Annotated in this window: 11 protein-coding genes; 4 read left to right on the top strand and 7 right to left on the bottom strand. The window is 54.2% G+C overall.

The window, feature by feature from the left end:
• Positions 1-105 precede the first annotated feature (105 nt).
• Complete coding sequence (locus tag GEI7407_RS07695) at positions 106-5,685, bottom strand: ATP-binding sensor histidine kinase (protein ID WP_015171577.1); 5,580 nt, start codon at positions 5,683-5,685, stop codon at positions 106-108.
• 267 nt (positions 5,686-5,952) lie between these two features.
• Positions 5,953-6,678, bottom strand: coding sequence for a hypothetical protein (locus tag GEI7407_RS07700; protein WP_015171578.1), 726 nt, complete (start codon positions 6,676-6,678; stop codon positions 5,953-5,955).
• Between the two features lie 505 nt (positions 6,679-7,183).
• Here GEI7407_RS07700 and GEI7407_RS07705 point away from each other — a divergent pair.
• The 3 genes from GEI7407_RS07705 (at position 7,184) to GEI7407_RS07715 (ending at position 11,298) form a co-directional block, all read left to right on the top strand.
• On the top strand, positions 7,184-8,416 hold the full coding sequence (locus GEI7407_RS07705; RefSeq protein WP_015171579.1) for an RNA-guided endonuclease TnpB family protein: 1,233 nt from the start codon (positions 7,184-7,186) through the stop codon (positions 8,414-8,416).
• Between the two features lie 72 nt (positions 8,417-8,488).
• Positions 8,489-10,210 (top strand): iron uptake porin, encoded by a 1,722-nt coding sequence (locus GEI7407_RS07710; protein WP_015171580.1) that lies wholly within the window; start codon positions 8,489-8,491, stop codon positions 10,208-10,210.
• A gap of 146 nt (positions 10,211-10,356) precedes the next feature.
• A complete protein-coding gene (locus GEI7407_RS07715) occupies positions 10,357-11,298 on the top strand; it encodes a GNAT family N-acetyltransferase (RefSeq protein WP_015171581.1) in 942 nt (313 codons plus the stop codon).
• A 13-nt stretch (positions 11,299-11,311) separates the two neighbouring features.
• On the opposite strand, the gene GEI7407_RS07720 is transcribed toward GEI7407_RS07715, so the two are convergent.
• A complete protein-coding gene (locus GEI7407_RS07720; RefSeq protein ID WP_015171582.1) occupies positions 11,312-12,322 on the bottom strand; it encodes an aspartate carbamoyltransferase catalytic subunit in 1,011 nt (336 codons plus the stop codon).
• 369 nt (positions 12,323-12,691) lie between these two features.
• On the opposite strand from GEI7407_RS07720, the gene GEI7407_RS21335 reads away from it, so the two are divergent.
• Positions 12,692-13,288 carry a GerMN domain-containing protein gene (locus GEI7407_RS21335; protein ID WP_015171583.1) on the top strand — a complete coding sequence of 199 codons (597 nt, stop codon included), beginning with the start codon at positions 12,692-12,694 and terminating at the stop codon, positions 13,286-13,288.
• 105 nt (positions 13,289-13,393) lie between these two features.
• On the opposite strand, the gene GEI7407_RS07730 is transcribed toward GEI7407_RS21335, so the two are convergent.
• From GEI7407_RS07730 to GEI7407_RS07745, 4 genes are all read right to left on the bottom strand, one after another.
• Positions 13,394-14,395: a DnaJ C-terminal domain-containing protein gene (locus GEI7407_RS07730; protein WP_015171584.1), complete on the bottom strand. Its 1,002-nt coding sequence runs from the start codon at positions 14,393-14,395 to the stop codon at positions 13,394-13,396.
• Positions 14,396-14,564: 169 nt separating this feature from the next.
• Positions 14,565-15,053 carry an AAA family ATPase gene (locus GEI7407_RS07735; protein ID WP_041268814.1) on the bottom strand — a complete coding sequence of 163 codons (489 nt, stop codon included), beginning with the start codon at positions 15,051-15,053 and terminating at the stop codon, positions 14,565-14,567.
• A 24-nt stretch (positions 15,054-15,077) separates the two neighbouring features.
• Positions 15,078-16,373, bottom strand: a complete 1,296-nt coding sequence (locus GEI7407_RS07740; protein WP_015171586.1) for a glucose-1-phosphate adenylyltransferase — start codon at positions 16,371-16,373, stop codon at positions 15,078-15,080.
• A gap of 242 nt (positions 16,374-16,615) precedes the next feature.
• Positions 16,616-17,077, bottom strand: coding sequence for a hypothetical protein (locus GEI7407_RS07745; protein ID WP_015171587.1), 462 nt, complete (start codon positions 17,075-17,077; stop codon positions 16,616-16,618).
• Positions 17,078-17,098: the final 21 nt, after the last annotated feature.

Genomic DNA, 17,098 nt, shown 5'->3' on the forward strand with positions numbered 1-17,098 from the left:
ATAATAAAAAAGCGATCGCCTTCAGAACAAATAGGCGATCGCTTATGAGTCAAGATATAGCCGGTGTCTAAGCCTTTCTCCTGGTAGGCGAAAGGGGCCGACTAATCACGCGACAGACTGATTGTCAGCGCTGTATCGCACAGGAATTGAGATCAGAATCTTCGTTCCTCTGCCCACCTCAGAGCTAATCTTCATCGATCCCTTGTGCTTCTCGATAATGGCATAGCAAATCGATAGGCCTAGACCTGTTCCTTTGCCAACCGGTTTGGTTGTGAAGAAAGGATCAAAGAGCCGTTTTTTGACCTCCTCGGGCATGCCAGCGCCATTGTCCATAATCTCGATTGTCAGAGCCTGATCGTCTTTGAGACCGGTGCGAATTCGAATTTCAGGATGATAATTTTCGTCCTGGTGACGACGCTCTTCCATCGCGTCAATGGCATTGTTCAAGACATTCATCAAAACCTGATTCATCTGGCTCGCATAGCAGGTAACTCTCGGAAGCGTCCCATAGTCGCGAATCAAAGAGATGGACGATCGATGATTTTTCTCTTTCAGTCGATGCTGCAAAATGAGGAGCGTGCTCTCGATCCCTTCGTGGATATCAACGGGCTTCATTTCGGCCTCATCGAGCCGCGAGAAATTGCGCAGGGACAGAATAATTTGACGAATTCGATCCGCCCCCAGCTTCATCGATTGCAGCAGCTTTTGGAGATCATTGCGCAGAAACTCAAAGTCAATTTCTTCTAGCTCTGCGGCGATCGCCTCGTGGGGCTCTGGGTAATAGTGCTGGTACTGCTCTACCAGATGCAGCATGTCTTTGAAGTACTCATTGGCGTGGGCAATGTTGCCATAGATGAAATTAATTGGGTTATTAATTTCATGGGCGATTCCAGCTACCATCTGGCCGAGGGAAGACATTTTTTCGGTCTGAATGAGCTGCGTCTGAGTTCGCCGTAGTTCTTCGAGGGTGCTGGAGAGCCGCTGATTTTTTTCGTGGAGTTCCTCAGTTCGCTGCTGGACTTTATTTTCAAGAGTGCAATTGGCATCTTCTAGCTGAACTTTGGCAATGCTGAGATTGTGATACAGCAAAGAATTTTGCAAAGAAATAGCTGCTTGCACCGTCAGAAGCCGCAGGATTTCCAGTCGATTGCGGGTAAAGGCACCAGTTGTGAGATTGTTCTCAAGATAGAGAATGCCAATCAGCTTGCCTTGGTTGTGAATCGGGGTGCACAACAAACTCTTGGGCTGATGCGTCAAAATATAGCGATCGCTGGCAAAATTGGTCGCGCTTCGAGCATCATCTAAAACCAGGGTTTCAGCGGTGCGAGCGACATAATTGATCACCGATTGCGGGATACTGCCGCTGCTCTCAGCAGTCTCCTTGGACAAGCTTTCCAGCGATACCTCGGTAGAGGCCGCAGAGAAACAGTTGAGGCTGCTTAGCATGACCGTTGATTGGGTATTGGGCGTCTGCTCCGCCGCAATGACCCATCGATCTTCGTGGCGCAAAAGCAGAACACAAGTTTCCGCTCCTGCATTTTCGAGGACTACTTTAATCAGCGTTTCTAGCAGTTTCTCAAGCTCAATTTCGCCAGAAAGAACTTGAGATGCCTTCATGACCGTTGCCAGATCCAAGGCCTCAGACATGGTCGAACTGCTGCGATCGCTCCCCGTTGTCGTGGTGCGAACTCTGACCGGAGTTGTGCTTTCTTCGGGTTGCAAAACCGAAGTCAGAAGATGGGAATAATGCTGCTCCAAAAACTTGACTTTGGCGATCGCTCCCCAGCGAACATAGTCATAATAGGCATTGGCTAAATAGGCCTTGGCGATCGCCTCTTTTTCCCAAGTTAGATAGAACTTGGCTGCTAGCTCATTGGCTAGTGCCTCCTCTTGCAAATACTCATTAGCTTGAGCATCGGCGATCGCGCAGTCATAAAGATCGACCGCCTGGGCCATCTGCCCGAGAACCCGCATTTCCTCTGCCTGAACTAGTTCGTATTTATGCAAATAGTTAGCGGGTGAATGGTACGCCCACTTTTTGAGCTTGACCTGATTTTGGGCAACTTTTCCAAATAAAGCTGCCTGATCCTCAGGTGCTGCTTCTGGAATTTGGGCGAGGGCTGTCAGGGACTGATAGAAACAAAAGATGGGAATAATGCTCTGACCCGCGACTCCGGCTAAGCACTGTTCGGCTTTACCCGCGAAATGCCAAGCCTGGGCATAATCACCAAACAGATAGAAAAGCTGTAGCTTGCAGAAGTAAAAATGCATCAAGGTGCAAACATCATTTGCCTCAAGATGCAGTGGCAAAATCGTTTCTTCGCTGTACGCGACCCCCGTAATTTGGCAAGGATGATCTGATTGACCCTGCAAGTTCAAAACAACTTGTCGATACAGCTCATTCCAATAGAGCGTACCGGTCTGCTTCATCTGTCGGATCGCTTCGCTGTAGGCGGCGATCTCCTGTTGCAAAATAGAAAGATCTCGCCCCATAAAGTAAGCTGCATAGGAACAGGTCCTGAGAGAGTAGGCGGCAAACTCAAGATCTCCTGTTTCTAGACCCACTGAGTAGGTTTCTAGCAGGGGTTTGATCGTATCTTGAAGGTGATCTTTCCAATGACGAACTAAGCCATTGAAAGTTTGAATTGTTTTGGTTGTAACTGCCTTGGCAGACACTTTTGACAGTAGATCAGTTCCTAGCTTGCCAAACTGATAGCCTGCCTCGATATCGCCTAAGACCTCACACAAAATCAAGCCATAGCTTGCGTAGGCAAAGGCAGAAAAGGGTGCGTTGCCGTCGTGAATCGATAGATAAATCTGTTGACTAACAACTAGCAGAAATAGCTCGGGAACCACTTGATAGGAAAAGGCCGTAATGCTCGCTAAGATTCGCATCGCTGCCAGCGATCGCGCCTCGGTCATCATCGGCAAATCAATCAGTTCCTCAATTGGCCGGTCAGCCAAAATTTGATTGATTCTCTCGAGGTCTTGCTGAATGTCTTGCTGCGTTGGGTTGAGCGGTAGACTAAAGCCTAGCTTTTCCAGGAAGCCTAGAGCGATCGAAACTGCTTCTAAAGCCTTGTTTTGGGCTCCAAAGGACTGAATAATTGCATCATGCACTTTGACCTGATCTAAGGCTGTTTGGCCATGAATAATGACTGGATTGGCAAAGATATTGACCTTCTCAAACCGCCCATCTAGATAGGCTGCTTCGGCAGCATCTTCATGCAAGGTCAGCGCTAGCTCGTAGTGATTTGACCAAGCATTGTCTGACAAAAGAGAGATTCCGCTCTGAAAATATTTGATGGCTAGGGTGTAAGCGGTTGAGCTCTTTGCCTTTTGACCGGCGATCGCATTTAGCTGAGCGAGCTGATGGCGATCGCTATCATTCTCAATCAGCTCCATTCCCATATTGAGCTGATTGACGATCTCAAAGATTTTTTCCTCCCACTCAGCAACCGGAATATTCCGAAGCAGAAGCTGCCCCATGGCCTGATGGGTTGCCTGCTTCTGGTCTATGGGAATCAAAGAATAAGCAGCTTGCTGGACACGATCATGCAAAAACTTATAAACGCAAGATTCGGCCTCTAGACTTTCAGAGAAGGCGTTTGAGAAATGGCTCTGGTTGACCTCTAAATGACCAGCTTGGCTGCCAAAGTCTTCTTCTTGAAAGAGCTTATAGCTATCTCCCTGAGGCAAAATCAAGTTCTCTTTGAGAGCAGGCCAAAGATCTTGAGCAACCTCGGCTAAAGATCGTTCTGAAACGATCGCTAAAGTCGATAGATCAAACTGATTTCCGACACAAGCGGCCAGCTTTAGAACCTCTTGAGTTTGAGTTGGTAGCTTCTGAAGCTGAGCCGCCACAAACTCGACCACATCTTCTGTGAAAGATAGGGTGCGAATATCGCTTAAGCGCCATTGCCAGCAGCCACTGCTGTAGTCAAACGTGATGAGCTTATCTTCATAGAGAGACTTGAAGAACTGGCTGCTAAAAAATGGATTGCCCTGAGTTCTTTGATAAATCAAATCCGTCAGCAATTGGACATTCTCTGGCAGCTCGCTCAATGTTTCTGCAACGAGCTGATTGAGATCCTGGCCACTGAGAGGGGATAGGGCGATCGCACGAATGCTGACCTCGGCCTGACGCAGCATATCAATCGTGAGCATGAGGGGATGGGCCGCCGTCACCTCATTGTCCCGATAAGCGCCAATGACTAGCAAATAGTGGCTATCAGCCTCGCTCAGCAAAAGCTGCATCAGCTTCAGAGAAGCAGTATCTGCCCACTGCAAGTCATCCAAGAAAATCACTAGGGGATGCTCTTGAGACGTGAAGACCTGAATGAACTTTTGGAAGAGTAAGTTAAAGCGATTTTGAACTGCGCTGCCGCTCAGCTCCGAAACGGGCGGTTGCGGACCAATGATCTGCTCTAGTTCAGGAATAACGTCAATAATGACCTGACCATTCTCCCCTAGGGCCGCCAAAATTTTGCTCTGCCACTGCTCAATTTGGCGATCGCTTTCTGTCAGCAGCTGATCCATAAGATCGCGCAGTGCCTGTACTAGCGCAGAGAAGGGAATATCGCGCTGAAACTGATCGAATTTCCCTTTAATGAAATATCCTCGCTGGCGCACAATGGGCTTGTGCACCTCATTGATAACGGCGGTTTTGCCAATGCCTGAAAAGCCCGAAACCAGCATCAGTTCAGTAGCGCCCTGCTGCACCCGCTCGAAGGCGTCCAGCAAAGTATGAACTTCTGACTCCCGCCCGTAGAGCTTTTCGGGAATCACAAAGCGATCGCAGACGTCTCGCTCCGCCAGCGGAAAAGCTTGAATACTGCCGCTGTGCTGCCACTGTCGTTGACAAATCTCTAAGTCGTGACGCAGTCCCAAAGCACTTTGATAGCGATCTTCAGCATTTTTGGCCATCAACTTTCGGACAATATCCGAAAGAATGGCTGGCACCTCTGGATTGCGATAAATAATGGGAGCAGGCTGCTTTGCAATGTGGCAGTGCACCAGCTCTAAGGGATCCTCTGACTGGAATGGCAAATGACCGGTCAGCAGTTCGTAAAATGTCACACCCAAAGAATAAAAATCAGTCCGATAGTCGACTCCCCGGTTCATGCGACCGGTTTGCTCCGGAGAGACGTAAGCTAGGGTGCCTTCCAAAACGGCTGGACTCGTTGCAGTTTGAGTTTCTCGGAGCAGTCTAGAAGCGATGCTGAAATCTGTCAGCTTGACCTGCCGAGTAACGGGATGAATCAGAATGTTTGTGGGCTTAATATCTTTATGAATAACCTGATGCTGATAAAGCCCATCTAGAATAGTAGCGATCGCGATCGCAGTGTCGAAAAACTCCGCCAGCGATCGCACTTTACCATCCACCAAAAAATAGTCTCTGAGGGGAATTCCCCCAAAGTCTTCCATCACCAAAGCGAGGCGATTTTGATAATGCTCAAGGCTGTAGGGACGAACAACCCCTGGCAGATTTAGATACTTGACGAGGGTGTACTGGTTTTTGAACTGCGCAAGCTCAGCCAGACTAGGGTAGAGATTTTTGAGCAGCTTAACGACTACGGGCATCTGATCGCTCTCACGACACCCGCGATAAACCAACGTTCTAGAACTGCTGTAAATTAACTCGTTGAGGGTATAGCCGGGAACACTGATCAACACGTCCATCATAAAGCCAACTTTTCAGGGAACAGGGAAGCATAACGCCGTAACCAAAATTCATAGAAACTCAGGAGTTGTGTAATACATTACAAATAAATCCCCTGGGAAACATCAGTTGAAACAACAGATTTTAACTAAAAGAACCTATCTTTAGACTTTTGACTGATTCCTTAAAAAAATAAATTCTAAATTCATAGAAATTTGCCCCCTAAGTTCCAAAAGGAAGCTAGAGGGCAAATAAAAATCGCTAAATTTTCGGTAGCCGATTTGCTGGTTTTATGCAGCGTTTACAGGCGATCGCAAGGGTTCTTGGCGAGAATAAGTTTGGGCGTAGACCAAAAACTCCTGCATCAACTCATTGAAAAACTCAAATCCCCGCTCCACCACTTCCAGCGATCGCTGAAAAGTCTCTTCCGAGACCTCGAGATTGCGCAGGGTCTGCATGGAGTCAGGCATGTGAAGCGTGTGGGTGTTTTCTACTTGGTTGTGGCACATGCCAAAGTAGCGCAGCTCTTGCCCCGTTGTTGCCTGGAGCTGAAGCGCGATCGGCCGGGTCGCCCGAAAGAAAACGTTAGCCGTCACCTCGGCAACTTCGATCGCGACCAGCTTGAGAATTGGATCATCTCCTTCGGTGTAGCGCTCAAATCGGTAATACATAGAGCGCGCCACCCGCGTATGCTGGCTCCAAATAAACTTCAAAGCATCACTAAAGCGCATGGAATAGTCGATGCCCAGCTTCTCCAAATCTTCGATGAGCCACTGCCAATGAAAGTGCTCTTCCTCGGCATGCTGGTTGACCATCGCTTGGAGCGGATCGGTCGTGGGTTCTTGCTTAAAAACCCGGTTGCACAGCTCACCAAATTCAAGGGCAAGCGGCGCAATCACCGGCGCGAATGAAAGCTTTTGGTAAGGATCAATTTCAGGGTCTGCTAAATACGCAAAGAAGGGGTGTTGCGCATACTCCTGATTTTTCTGCTCGATCAGTTCTAAGATGGCCTGCATTCGCAAATTCTCCAGATAAATAATTCGATCGTTTTATGCACGCGATACTGTCATTAGAGAGAGCTCGCAAAACCTCTAATGAAGAGCGTGAAAAGTAGGTAATAAATCTCCTAATTCTCTGTAGCTACCTGTAGCAAATGGGTGAAACTGTAGAGGGGTGATGCGTTAAATCTTTTGCTCCACAGAAAAGGTTTTAGCTTGAAATCTTTACTGAAAGAATCCGTGGAAACACGATTTGTTTCCATTCATGAAGGCTGCTGCCTCCTGGCCAAGCCCTTAGGAGAATATCCGAGAAATTAGCTAGTTCAGCCAGAAGCCTCACGTCCATAATCTCTGATTTGGCGTGAGATGAAGGCGCGTTTATGGCGGGGCAGTCGGTGAACCATGTTTGAGGCGAGAACCTACCAGCCCCGTCATGAACCATCTCTGTCGCCTCAAATCAGAAAATCATACTCTCCAGCTAAGTGGATGTATGCTGAAAAATCTCACCCAGTAAAACGTTTAAGTGAGAACCGCTTACCAGCACCGATTGCGTCCAACCTCCAGTCAAGTCGCCTTAATGGGCGAGTGGCTGGAACTCTTGCGCAGACAGTACAACTATCGTCTTGGTGAGCGGTTCTCTTGGTATGAACAAAACCGCTGCGACGTCACCGATTGCCCGCTAATTTGCCATCTGCCAGAGCTTCGAGAGAATCCTGACTTCTACTCTCAGAAACGAGACCTGGTGAACTCCAAGGCTCTGTTTCCGGAGTACCAGCAGATTTATTCTCAAGTGCTGCAAGATTGCATTGGTCGGGTGAAGAAGACCTTTGACCGCTGGCTCAGAGGAGACTGCAACGGCAAGCGAAGCGGTAAACCTCGGTTTAAGGGAGTAAACCGATATCGCTCATTTACTTTCCCGCAAGTTAAACAGGACTGTATTCAGGGCAAGCAGATCAATCTCCCCAAGATTGGCTGGGTGAAACTAATCCAGCATCGTCCCTTACCGGAAGGCTTCAAGATCAAGACCGCCACCGTCAGCTACAACGTCGATGGCTGGTATGTGACGCTGAGTCTTGAGGACGCATCGGTTCCCATCCTCACGCCTGATAGCCCCAGTCTTGAAAATACGATGGGGATTGACCTGGGCTTGAAGTCGTTTTTGGTGGACGACTCAGGGAAAGAGGAACCTATCCCCCAGCACTACCGCAAAGCCGAAAAGAGCCTGAAGCGGTTGCAGCGCAGTCTTTCACGCAAGAAAAAAGGCTCCAATCGCCGGAAGAAGGCGGTTAAACGCGTTGCCAAGGCGCACCTAAAAGTCTCAAATCAGCGCAAAGACTTTCACTACAAGACCGCAAACAAGCTTTTATCCAAAGGAAATCATGTTGCTCATGAAAAGCTGAATGTTCGAGGCATTGCCAGAAGCAAGCTGGCGAAGTCAACTCATGATGCTGGCTGGGGCCAGTTCCTGCAAATTCTGGCAATCAAGGCTGAAAGAGCCGGGTTGCTAACGATTGCGGTGAATCCCAGCGGTACGTCTCAGAACTGCTCTGGCTGCGGAGTCAAGGTTCCCAAGACACTTCAGGACAGGCTGCATACCTGTCCTAAGTGTAGGTTGATGCTGGACCGTGACCACAATGCAGCGATCAACATCAAGTATTTGGCGGTAGGGCATTCCGTCAATAAAGCTCAGGAAACGCCCGATGGGTTACCAGGGGTCACTGAGAAGCCTACACCGGATACGTCAGTATCGGTGTAGGAGTATGTCACAAATTGGCTGGAGTGAACATAGCTGATCCGTAATATTTCTGGCCTGGGCTGTGAGGTGTGTATGGTCAAGGTTGTAATGATGGGGCTTTGGGGACTGGTGGGCTGGATGCTGGCGATAGGCATGCTGCCGGTCGAGGCGGAGGAACTGGAGGCTGTCCGGGAGGAGGCCCAATCCCTTGGGGAACCCAGGACGTCAGAGCCCCTAGAGCAGATGATGAGCGTGTCTCAGCTCAAGGATGTAGAGCCGACGGACTGGGCGTTTCAGGCGCTGCAGGCGCTGGTGGAGCGCTATGGCTGCGTGACGGGGTTGCCCGACGGGACGTTTCGGGGCGATCGCGCCCTTGGACGCTACGAGTTTGCGGCGGGCCTCAGCGCCTGCCTTGACTGGCTGACCGAGCGGATCGACACTCTGGCGGACAAGGACTTTGTCTCCCCAGGGGATCTGGCTACCCTTCGCCGCCTCCAAGAAGAGTTTGAGGTTGAGCTGACGACCTTGCGAGGCCGGCTGATCAACCTGGAGGCGAGCACGACGGCGCTAGAGGCGCAGCAATTTTCGACGACGACCCGGCTCAATGGCTTGGTGTTTTTCAACCTGACGGGGGCGGGTGCCGGGGACGAGGTGCAGGCGGAGGGACCGAGAGTCTTTTCGGCGGCCCGCGATCCGGGCACGGGCCAGCCCGTGGTGCGCCAGGTGGACGATCCGGAGATTACCTTCAGCACCTTGGCGTGGCTGACGCTCAATAGCTCCTTCACGGGGAAAGACAATCTGCGGCTCAACCTGGCAGTGGGCAATGGCGATTCGCCCGCGAATCAGTACGTGTCAGCGGGGCTCTACAACACCTATGGGGTGCCGTTTACGGACCAAGCGCCCAGCGCGCCTAATGATGTGGTGGTTCGGGATTTTGAGTATCTGTTTCCGGTGGGCGATCGCCTGCGTTTGGTGGTGGGGCCGCGGATCAACTGGTATCGCTACTTTGATGAAAACGCGTTTACGCTCTTTTTGAACGGGGCCAGCAGCTTCAATGCCAGCGGTGGAACGCTGGTTAACGCAGTGGATCGAGGCGCGGGTGCGGTGGCGCTGTGGCCCATTAGCGACAAAATTCGCCTGAATTTTGGCTATCTGGGCGAAAATACGGAGTTTTTGCCAGGTAGCGTTTTCAACTCGTCCAGCAACCCTCAGCAGGGGCTGTTTGGCGGTACTTATACGGCTACGGCGGAACTGGTGGTTTCGCCGACTCCTCGGGCAAATCTGCGGCTGCTCTATACGCGATCGCGCCTCCAGCAGATCGGTGGCTTGGTGGGGGGCGCGATCGGGGAGCCGCTGCTGGGGCTGGCGGACGATGGTCTGGGCGGCCCGCTCTACAGCAGCACGGCGGATACTTTCAGCGCCAATTTTGACTGGCAACTGGGCGATCGCCTCGGGCTGTTTGGCCGCTACGCCTACGGCAGCACGAATATTTTTCCCAAAAATGCAGCTTTGGCAGCGGGCGAGGTCAATGCTCAGTCGTTCCAGCTCGGCTTGGCCTTTCCGGATCTGGGCAAGGAGGGAGCGCTGGGAACGCTATCCTTTGGGGTACCGTTTGATGTGCTGGAGGGTCGTCGGTATCTGGTGTCGGGGGGCGGCAACGGTGGCGCCCAATATGAGGTCGAGGCGACCTATTTTTACCCACTAACGGAAAATATCGCGATCGCCCCTGCTTTCTACGTCATCGGCAATCCCAATAATTTTGATGACAATCCGACGATTTTTGTCGGTAATTTGCGAACTCAGTTTAGTTTCTAGGCTCTATTCGCTTGCAAAGGGCGATCGCGCCGGCTGGCGACGACTAGCTAAAGATTGCTAGCGATCGCTGCCTGGTAAAAATCGCGAACATGCCCTGAATTCATGCTTGCCCTGCTGTTCTTGACCACTGTTGATGAATACTGACCATGACGCTTGTAACCCGACTGCTCCAGGCCCACGAAATTTCCGATGCCGATCGCGTTTTTCGGCTGGCCTTTGGGACGTTTCTCGGTCTCCCAAATCCCCAGGACTTTATGGGAGATGCGACCTATCTTGAGCACCGCTGGCACATGGACCCCAGCGCTGCTTTTGCGGCGGAGAAGGCTGGCAGACTGGTGGGCTCCAATGTGGCGGTTTGCTGGGGAAGTTTTGGCTTTTTTGGCCCCTTGAGCGTGCATCCGGACCTGTGGGATCACAGCATTGGCCAAAAGCTGGTGGCGGCGGTGGTCGATCGCCTCGATGAATGGGGGGTTACCCATGCGGGCCTGTTCACCTTTGCCCGCAGCCCCAAGCACCACGCCCTGTATCAGAAATTCGACTTTTGGCCCCAGCACCTGACGGTAGTGCTGGCCAAGGCGATCGCCCCTGGCCAAACCCTGGCAGATGAGGCCCGCTATACGCGCCTATCTGAGGACCAGCAGGCCGAGGCCCTGGCGGCGGCTCGCGCGCTGACCCACGGGCTCTACGACGGGCTGGATCTGTCGCGGGAGATCGAGGCGATCGCCGCCCACAACCTTGGCGAAGTCGTGCTGCTGTGGGATGAGGCCGGTTTGGCAGGCTTTGCCGTTTGCCACTGCGGCCCGCAAACTGAGGCGGGCAGCGACACCTGCTACATCAAATTTGCGGCGGTGCGCTCCGGCCCCCAGGCGAGCCAGAACTTTGATCGGCTGGTGCAGCAGTGTGAGGCCCTGGCCAGTGCCGAAAACCTGACGAAACTCAGCGCCGGGGTGAACACCGCCCGGGTGCAGGCCTACCGCCAGATGCTGGCGGCGGGCTACCGCGTCGAGCTGGTGGGCGTTGCCATGGAGCGCCTGCCCCGCTCGGGCCACAATCGCCCCGAGGTCTTTGCCCTGGACGACTGGCGCTAGAGGGCGATCGCCCCTAGAGCTTGCTGCTGCCCATCAGGTACAGCAGCGCCATCCGCACCGCCACACCATTGGTCACCTGCTGAGCGATCAAGCTCAAGTTGGGATCGTCCATCAGGTCCGAGCTCAGCTCCACGCCTCGGTTGACCGGCCCTGGGTGCAAGACCTGCACCTCGGGGCGGCAGCGCTGGAGGCGATCGCGCGTGATGCCAAAGCGCAGATGGTACTCCCGCAGGCTCGGCAGCAGATGCTGGGTCATGCGCTCCTTTTGCAGGCGCAGGGTCATCACAAAATCAGCGTCCTCCAGGGCCGCCTCCAGGGACCAGTGCAAAAACACCTTGCCCGATCGCCAGGGCTGCTGAGCCGCCATCTCCTCGTACATCGTCCCAAACAGCTTGGGCAGCAGGGTCGGCGGCCCCGCCAGATGCACCTCTGCCCCGCAGGCAGTCAGGCTCCAGAGATTGGAGCGGGCCACCCGCGAGTGCAAAATATCGCCAACAATGGCAATTTTCTTGCCCTGAAGCAGCTCGGGACGCGGATTTTGGGGGTCGAGGTGGCTGCACAGCGTAAACAGGTCCAGCAGCGCCTGAGAGGGATGCTCGTGCAGGCCGTCCCCCGCATTCAGGACGCCGACCCGCACCCCCAGCCGGTCCATTTCCGCCGCGATCGCCGCTGGCACCCCCGACTCCTTGTGACGGATCACCATCATGTCCGTCCCCATCGCCAGATAGGTCTTGGCCGTATCCAAAATCGTTTCGCCCTTCGACAGCGACGAACTGCCGGGCGCAAAGTTGATCGTGTCCGCCGAGAGCCACTTGGCCGCCAGCTCAAAGCTGCTGCGGGTGCGCGTCGAAGGCTCAAAGAAAAGGTTGGTCACCACCTGACCTTGCAGGGCGGGCACCTTTTTGGTCGGCCGAGCCATCACCTCCCGGAAGCTGGCGGTGGTCTGCAAAACCGTCTCGTACTCAGAAACGGTGAAATCTAACAGGGAAAGAATATGTCGCCGATTCCAGGCGGGAGTAGCCATGTGTGCCGAGTGCATCAAAACATTGAGATTTGCTGTTCTATAAGATACTGGATGCCGCCTCCCCCAACGGCGATCGGCCCAACGATACACTAGATCTAGTCCCCCCTTCGGACTCCAAGCGGCTCAATCGGGTTGCAAGGGGCTGCTTCGCCCCCAAGCCTTCAGAAAAATCGCCTGATCAGGCGACCCCCTTTCACCCGCCAAAATCCTAGTTCTAAGCGGATTGGGCAGGCCTGAACCTGAAGTGACTGATCACAAACCTTTTAGAAGTTCCCTCTCGCGGCACTGATCAGCCTGGGGCCAACTTGGCACAATACTGCGCGAGGGTAAAGCCTCTTCTCTCATCACGCCCTTAGCGGCTCTTTTGGTATGAAACGGACCCATCTCTATACGTTTGGTTTTGCAGGACTGCTGGCTGTGACGCTGGCTGGCTGCGGCACTTCGCCCAGTGGCTTTGATGCCTCTCCTAGCAACAACGCCCTTCAGTCCTCCCCTGCGGCTCCAGCGTCCCCTGACTCCGATGTGCCCTCCCCACAGCCGGGCGCATCGCCCACTGCCTCTCCCGAGGCGTCGGCCTCTCCCGGTGCGGCGACCCGCCAGCAGCCGATGGCTGCGGCCAACACCGTCAATGTCATGGTCTATCAGGTGGATAGCCAGTGCGAGGCCCTGGTGCCGCAGCAGATGGCGGTGCCCCAGGCGGAGCCAATGGAGGCTGCGGTGGGGCGTGTGCTAGAGCAGAACGCGACGGCGGACTTTAGCGTGGCGGGCTATCGGGTGGATGTGGCCAATGGGGTGGCGACGGTGGATCTGCGCCTGGCGCCTGACTCGCGCCGCCAGTTTGAGTCGCTGTCGAGCTGTGAGCGCTTTGCGCTATTTGGCAGCCTGCGCGAAACCCTCACCCAAAATCCTCAGTGGAATGTGTCTGAGGTGGAGTTTACAGAGGGTGGTGAGGAGATCGTGCTGTAACGGCGCAGCGATCGCCCTTTCCTAGCGCTTCCCAACGCAAAACCCGGAGCCGTCTTGGCTCCGGGTTTGCACGTTAATGGGGCCTAAAAAACGCGAGGCTGGGCGCTAGAGGCGAATTTGCTTGAGATGGGCGCGCGGATCGCTGGTGCGGCTGGCGCGAATTTTCTCGTAGAGCTCCCGCTCGGTGGCGCTGAGATCCTTGGGCGGGGCGATCGCCACTCGCACGAGCTGATCGCCGCGCTGGCCGCCCGGTTTGGGCCACCCTTTCCCCCGCAGGCGCAGGGACTGGCCCGATCGCACTCCCGCCGGGACATTCACCGTCACGCTGCCGTCGGGCGTGGGCACCTCGATCTGAGCGCCCAAGACCGCTTCGTCGGGCAGGATCGGCACCTCACACACGAGGTTGTCCCCTTCGAGCTGAAAGAAGCCGTGGGGCTGAATTTGGATATTCAGGTAAAGATCGCCGCGCTGACCGTAGGGCGTGGCCTGACCCTTGCCCCGGACGCGCATCCGAGTGCCCTGCTTGATGCCGACGGGAATCCGCACATCAATGGTTTCGCTGCCTAGGCTGAGGCGCTTTTGCACGCCGCTGAAGGCTTCGCCGAAGGTGAGGGTGATGTTGGCTTCGCGATCGAGGGCTGAGGAGCTAGAAGTCGACTGAGCACCGTCGAAGCCGCCAAAACCGCCAAAGCCCGTGCCGCCGGGGCTGTGGTAGTAGCTGCGGCTACTGCTAGCGCTACCCGGACCGCCCATGCGCCCCAGCAGTTCGTTGATAAACTCGTCAAAGCTGCCGTAGCGACCAAAGTCAAAGTCAAGGTTGTTGAAGTCGCCCATGTTGACGCCGGCGCCGCCGGGCCAGCTGCCCTGGTCTGCCTGTTTCCAGTAGCGACCAAACTGGTCGTATTTTTGGCGTTTTTCGGCGTCGGAGAGGACTTCGTAGGCTTCGCTGATTTCCTTGAATCGGGCCTCAGCAGCGCGATCGCCCGGATTCATGTCGGGGTGGTACTGGCGCGCCAGTTTCCGAAAGACTCGCTTGATTTCGTCGGCGCTAGCACTCTTGTCGACGCCCAAAATGGCGTAGTAGTCCTTGAAATCCGTTGCGGCCATCAGCGCTCTCCCATAACGGTTTTTGTAAGGGTTTCTGTAGGGGCGGGACGGAGCCGGAGCGGCCCAGACACACCAGAAGAAATGATGACCCTAGATTAACAAAGGTTGTGGGGCCGCTGAGTTCGGTTGTGCCCTCGGTGGCGATCGCAATGTCCGTACTAGCCCTTGATCAGCGGCCCACGAGCGATCGCGCCACCCAGTCCGGATCGCAGCTCACCAGCAGCCCATCGAGGCCATCGGCCAGCTCGGGCGGCGCGCCCACCAGCTGCCGGTGCATCCGCACCACAATCTCCGGCGGCACCTGGCGATCGCGCTGCTGGTTGCGCCAGAGACACTGGGGCAGCGGCGTCGGCACCCACACCCCGATGACGCTGCCAAAGCCGACGCTCCGGGCGAGGGCGATCGCCGCTCGTCGGTCCTGGCGCTTGGCATTGGTGGCGTCGTAGATCGCGGCGATCGCTGATCTTTGGGAGGCGATCGCAGCTTGGCGCAGGCGGCGCTCCACCTCTCGCCAGAGCACCGGCCACGGCCCCTGCACCGCCGCATCGCCAAACAGGTCCCCGCGAATCTGGTCCGTAGAAACAACAAGGCTACCGGGAATTGCGATCGCGAGGCGCTCTGCCATCGTCGACTTACCGCTTCCCGGTAGCCCAATCATCAGCACCAGCCGTGGGGCCAAGCCTTAGATCACCGTATTGTCAGCAATCACTGCATTCTTGAGAATCACCACAATACCGCTGCGAATGTAGAAGCCCAAATCCTCGCGGTTGGCCTCCTCCACTCGGTCCTTGTTGATGATCTGGACATTGCGGCCAATGCAGGCATTCTTGTCCACAATGGCGCGGCGAATGATCGTATTCTCCCCAATGCCCATCGGCACCTTGCCATTGCTCATCCGCTCGCCCGACTGACGCTCCGAATACGGCTGATAGAAGTCCGCCCCCATCAGCAGCGCATGATCAATCACACAGCCTGCCTCAATGCGCGATCGCACCCCCAGCACCGAATTCTGGATCGTGCAGTTCTTGATGATGCAGCCCTCACCAATGATCGACTCCGTCACGTGGCAGTCCAGCAGCTTGGTCGGCGGCAGATACCGAGGACGCGTGTAGATAGGCGCCTGCTCGTCATAGAAGCTAAAGGGCGGCCGGGGCTGCTTGGTCAGCGCCAGGTTGGCATCAAAGAACGCCTCAATGGTTCCGATGTCCTCCCAGTACCCATTGAATAGGTACGCCTGGATGTTGTAATCCTTCGCGGCGCTCGGAATGATTTCCTTCCCGAAATCCGTCTCCTTCATCCCTTCTTGCAGCAGCTTGTGCAGCACTTCCCGCTTGAAGACGTAGATGCCCATCGAGGCAATGTAGGGCTTCTCGCGGGCTTCCTCTGGCGTCAGACCCAGCAGCGTCGTATCCACCGCCATCTCTTTCAGCGCGTCACCCTTCGGCTTCTCGCTAAAGGAGATCACGCGGCCCGAATCGTCAATCTTCATCAGGCCAAAGTCCGAGGCGCGGCGCTCGTCGATGGGCAGCACCGACAGCGTAATGTCTGCGCCGGTCTCGCGGTGACGCTCCACAAACTGGCGGTAGTCCATGCGGTAGAGGTGGTCACCCGAGAGGATCAGATACTCGTCGATGTCCCACTCTTCGAGGAGCCACAGATACTTCCGGACGGCGTCAGCAGTCCCCTGGAACCACTCGGGGCTCTCGGGGGTCTGCTGGGCCGCTAGCACCTCCACGAAGCCATCGGTGAAGCCCGAGAAGTTGTAGGTGCGGGCTAGGTGACGGTTGAGGGAGGCAGAGTTGAACTGGGTGAGAACGTAGATTTTGTAAATTTCGGAGTTGATGCAGTTGCTGACAGGAATATCGATGAGTCGATACTTGCCAGCAAGGGGGACGGCGGGCTTGGCCCGCAGCTTGGTGAGCGGGTATAAGCGTGTACCAGCACCGCCTCCCAGAATGATCCCAAGTACTTTTCTCACAAAAAACCTCTTATCTTCTGCCGGTCGGTTCCCAAACTTAGTGTCCGCCGACAGGGATCAGTTTGCAAGGGTCTTGGGAAAGATCTCCATTGTCTGTAATGTGGGCTACAAGCGGCACACAGCCTTGATCCCCCCACCAAATCCCCGATGGGATGATACCCACCGAGCGCCATCAGGCTAGAGGCGATCGCCTGTTCTCAGACAGCTCTGCAATCAAGCTTGATATCTAAACCCTATGCCTTTTAAGGAAGTTCACGCATTAACTCCATAATGGCGGAAACTGTGTGGCAATCTCTACATACTGGTCCTGTGCGGCAATGAGGAACTGCGTTAACTTCATCAAAAGCTTTTAGAGGTCTAGAGAATGTATTGACTATTTCCTGCTTTTCGCTTGAGGATATTGTTTCCCTGCTCAGAATCGCTCTAGCTCTGGCCAAACTCTCGGCATCTAATTCAACTGTAAAGTCAACATAGACCTTGCTTTGAATCTCGACTAAATCTTCTGCTGTATTACTTGAAAAATTATCAAGTTGAATTTTAAGCGTATTGTTTTCAGTAGTGATATTGATATCTTGATAGATTTTCTGAAATCTTCGCAGTATATATTCCTCTAGCCTTTCGGTGCTTTCAGTGGGATCAGGCATTGCATCCTCTCGAAAGCTTTCTTGCAACAGCACGAAAAGAGCAAATTGTATTTTGTTCATTGCCAATCCTTGTCTGAATTG

The sequence above is a fragment of the Geitlerinema sp. PCC 7407 genome, from assembly GCF_000317045.1.
Classification (GTDB): Bacteria; Cyanobacteriota; Cyanobacteriia; order PCC-7407; family PCC-7407; genus PCC-7407.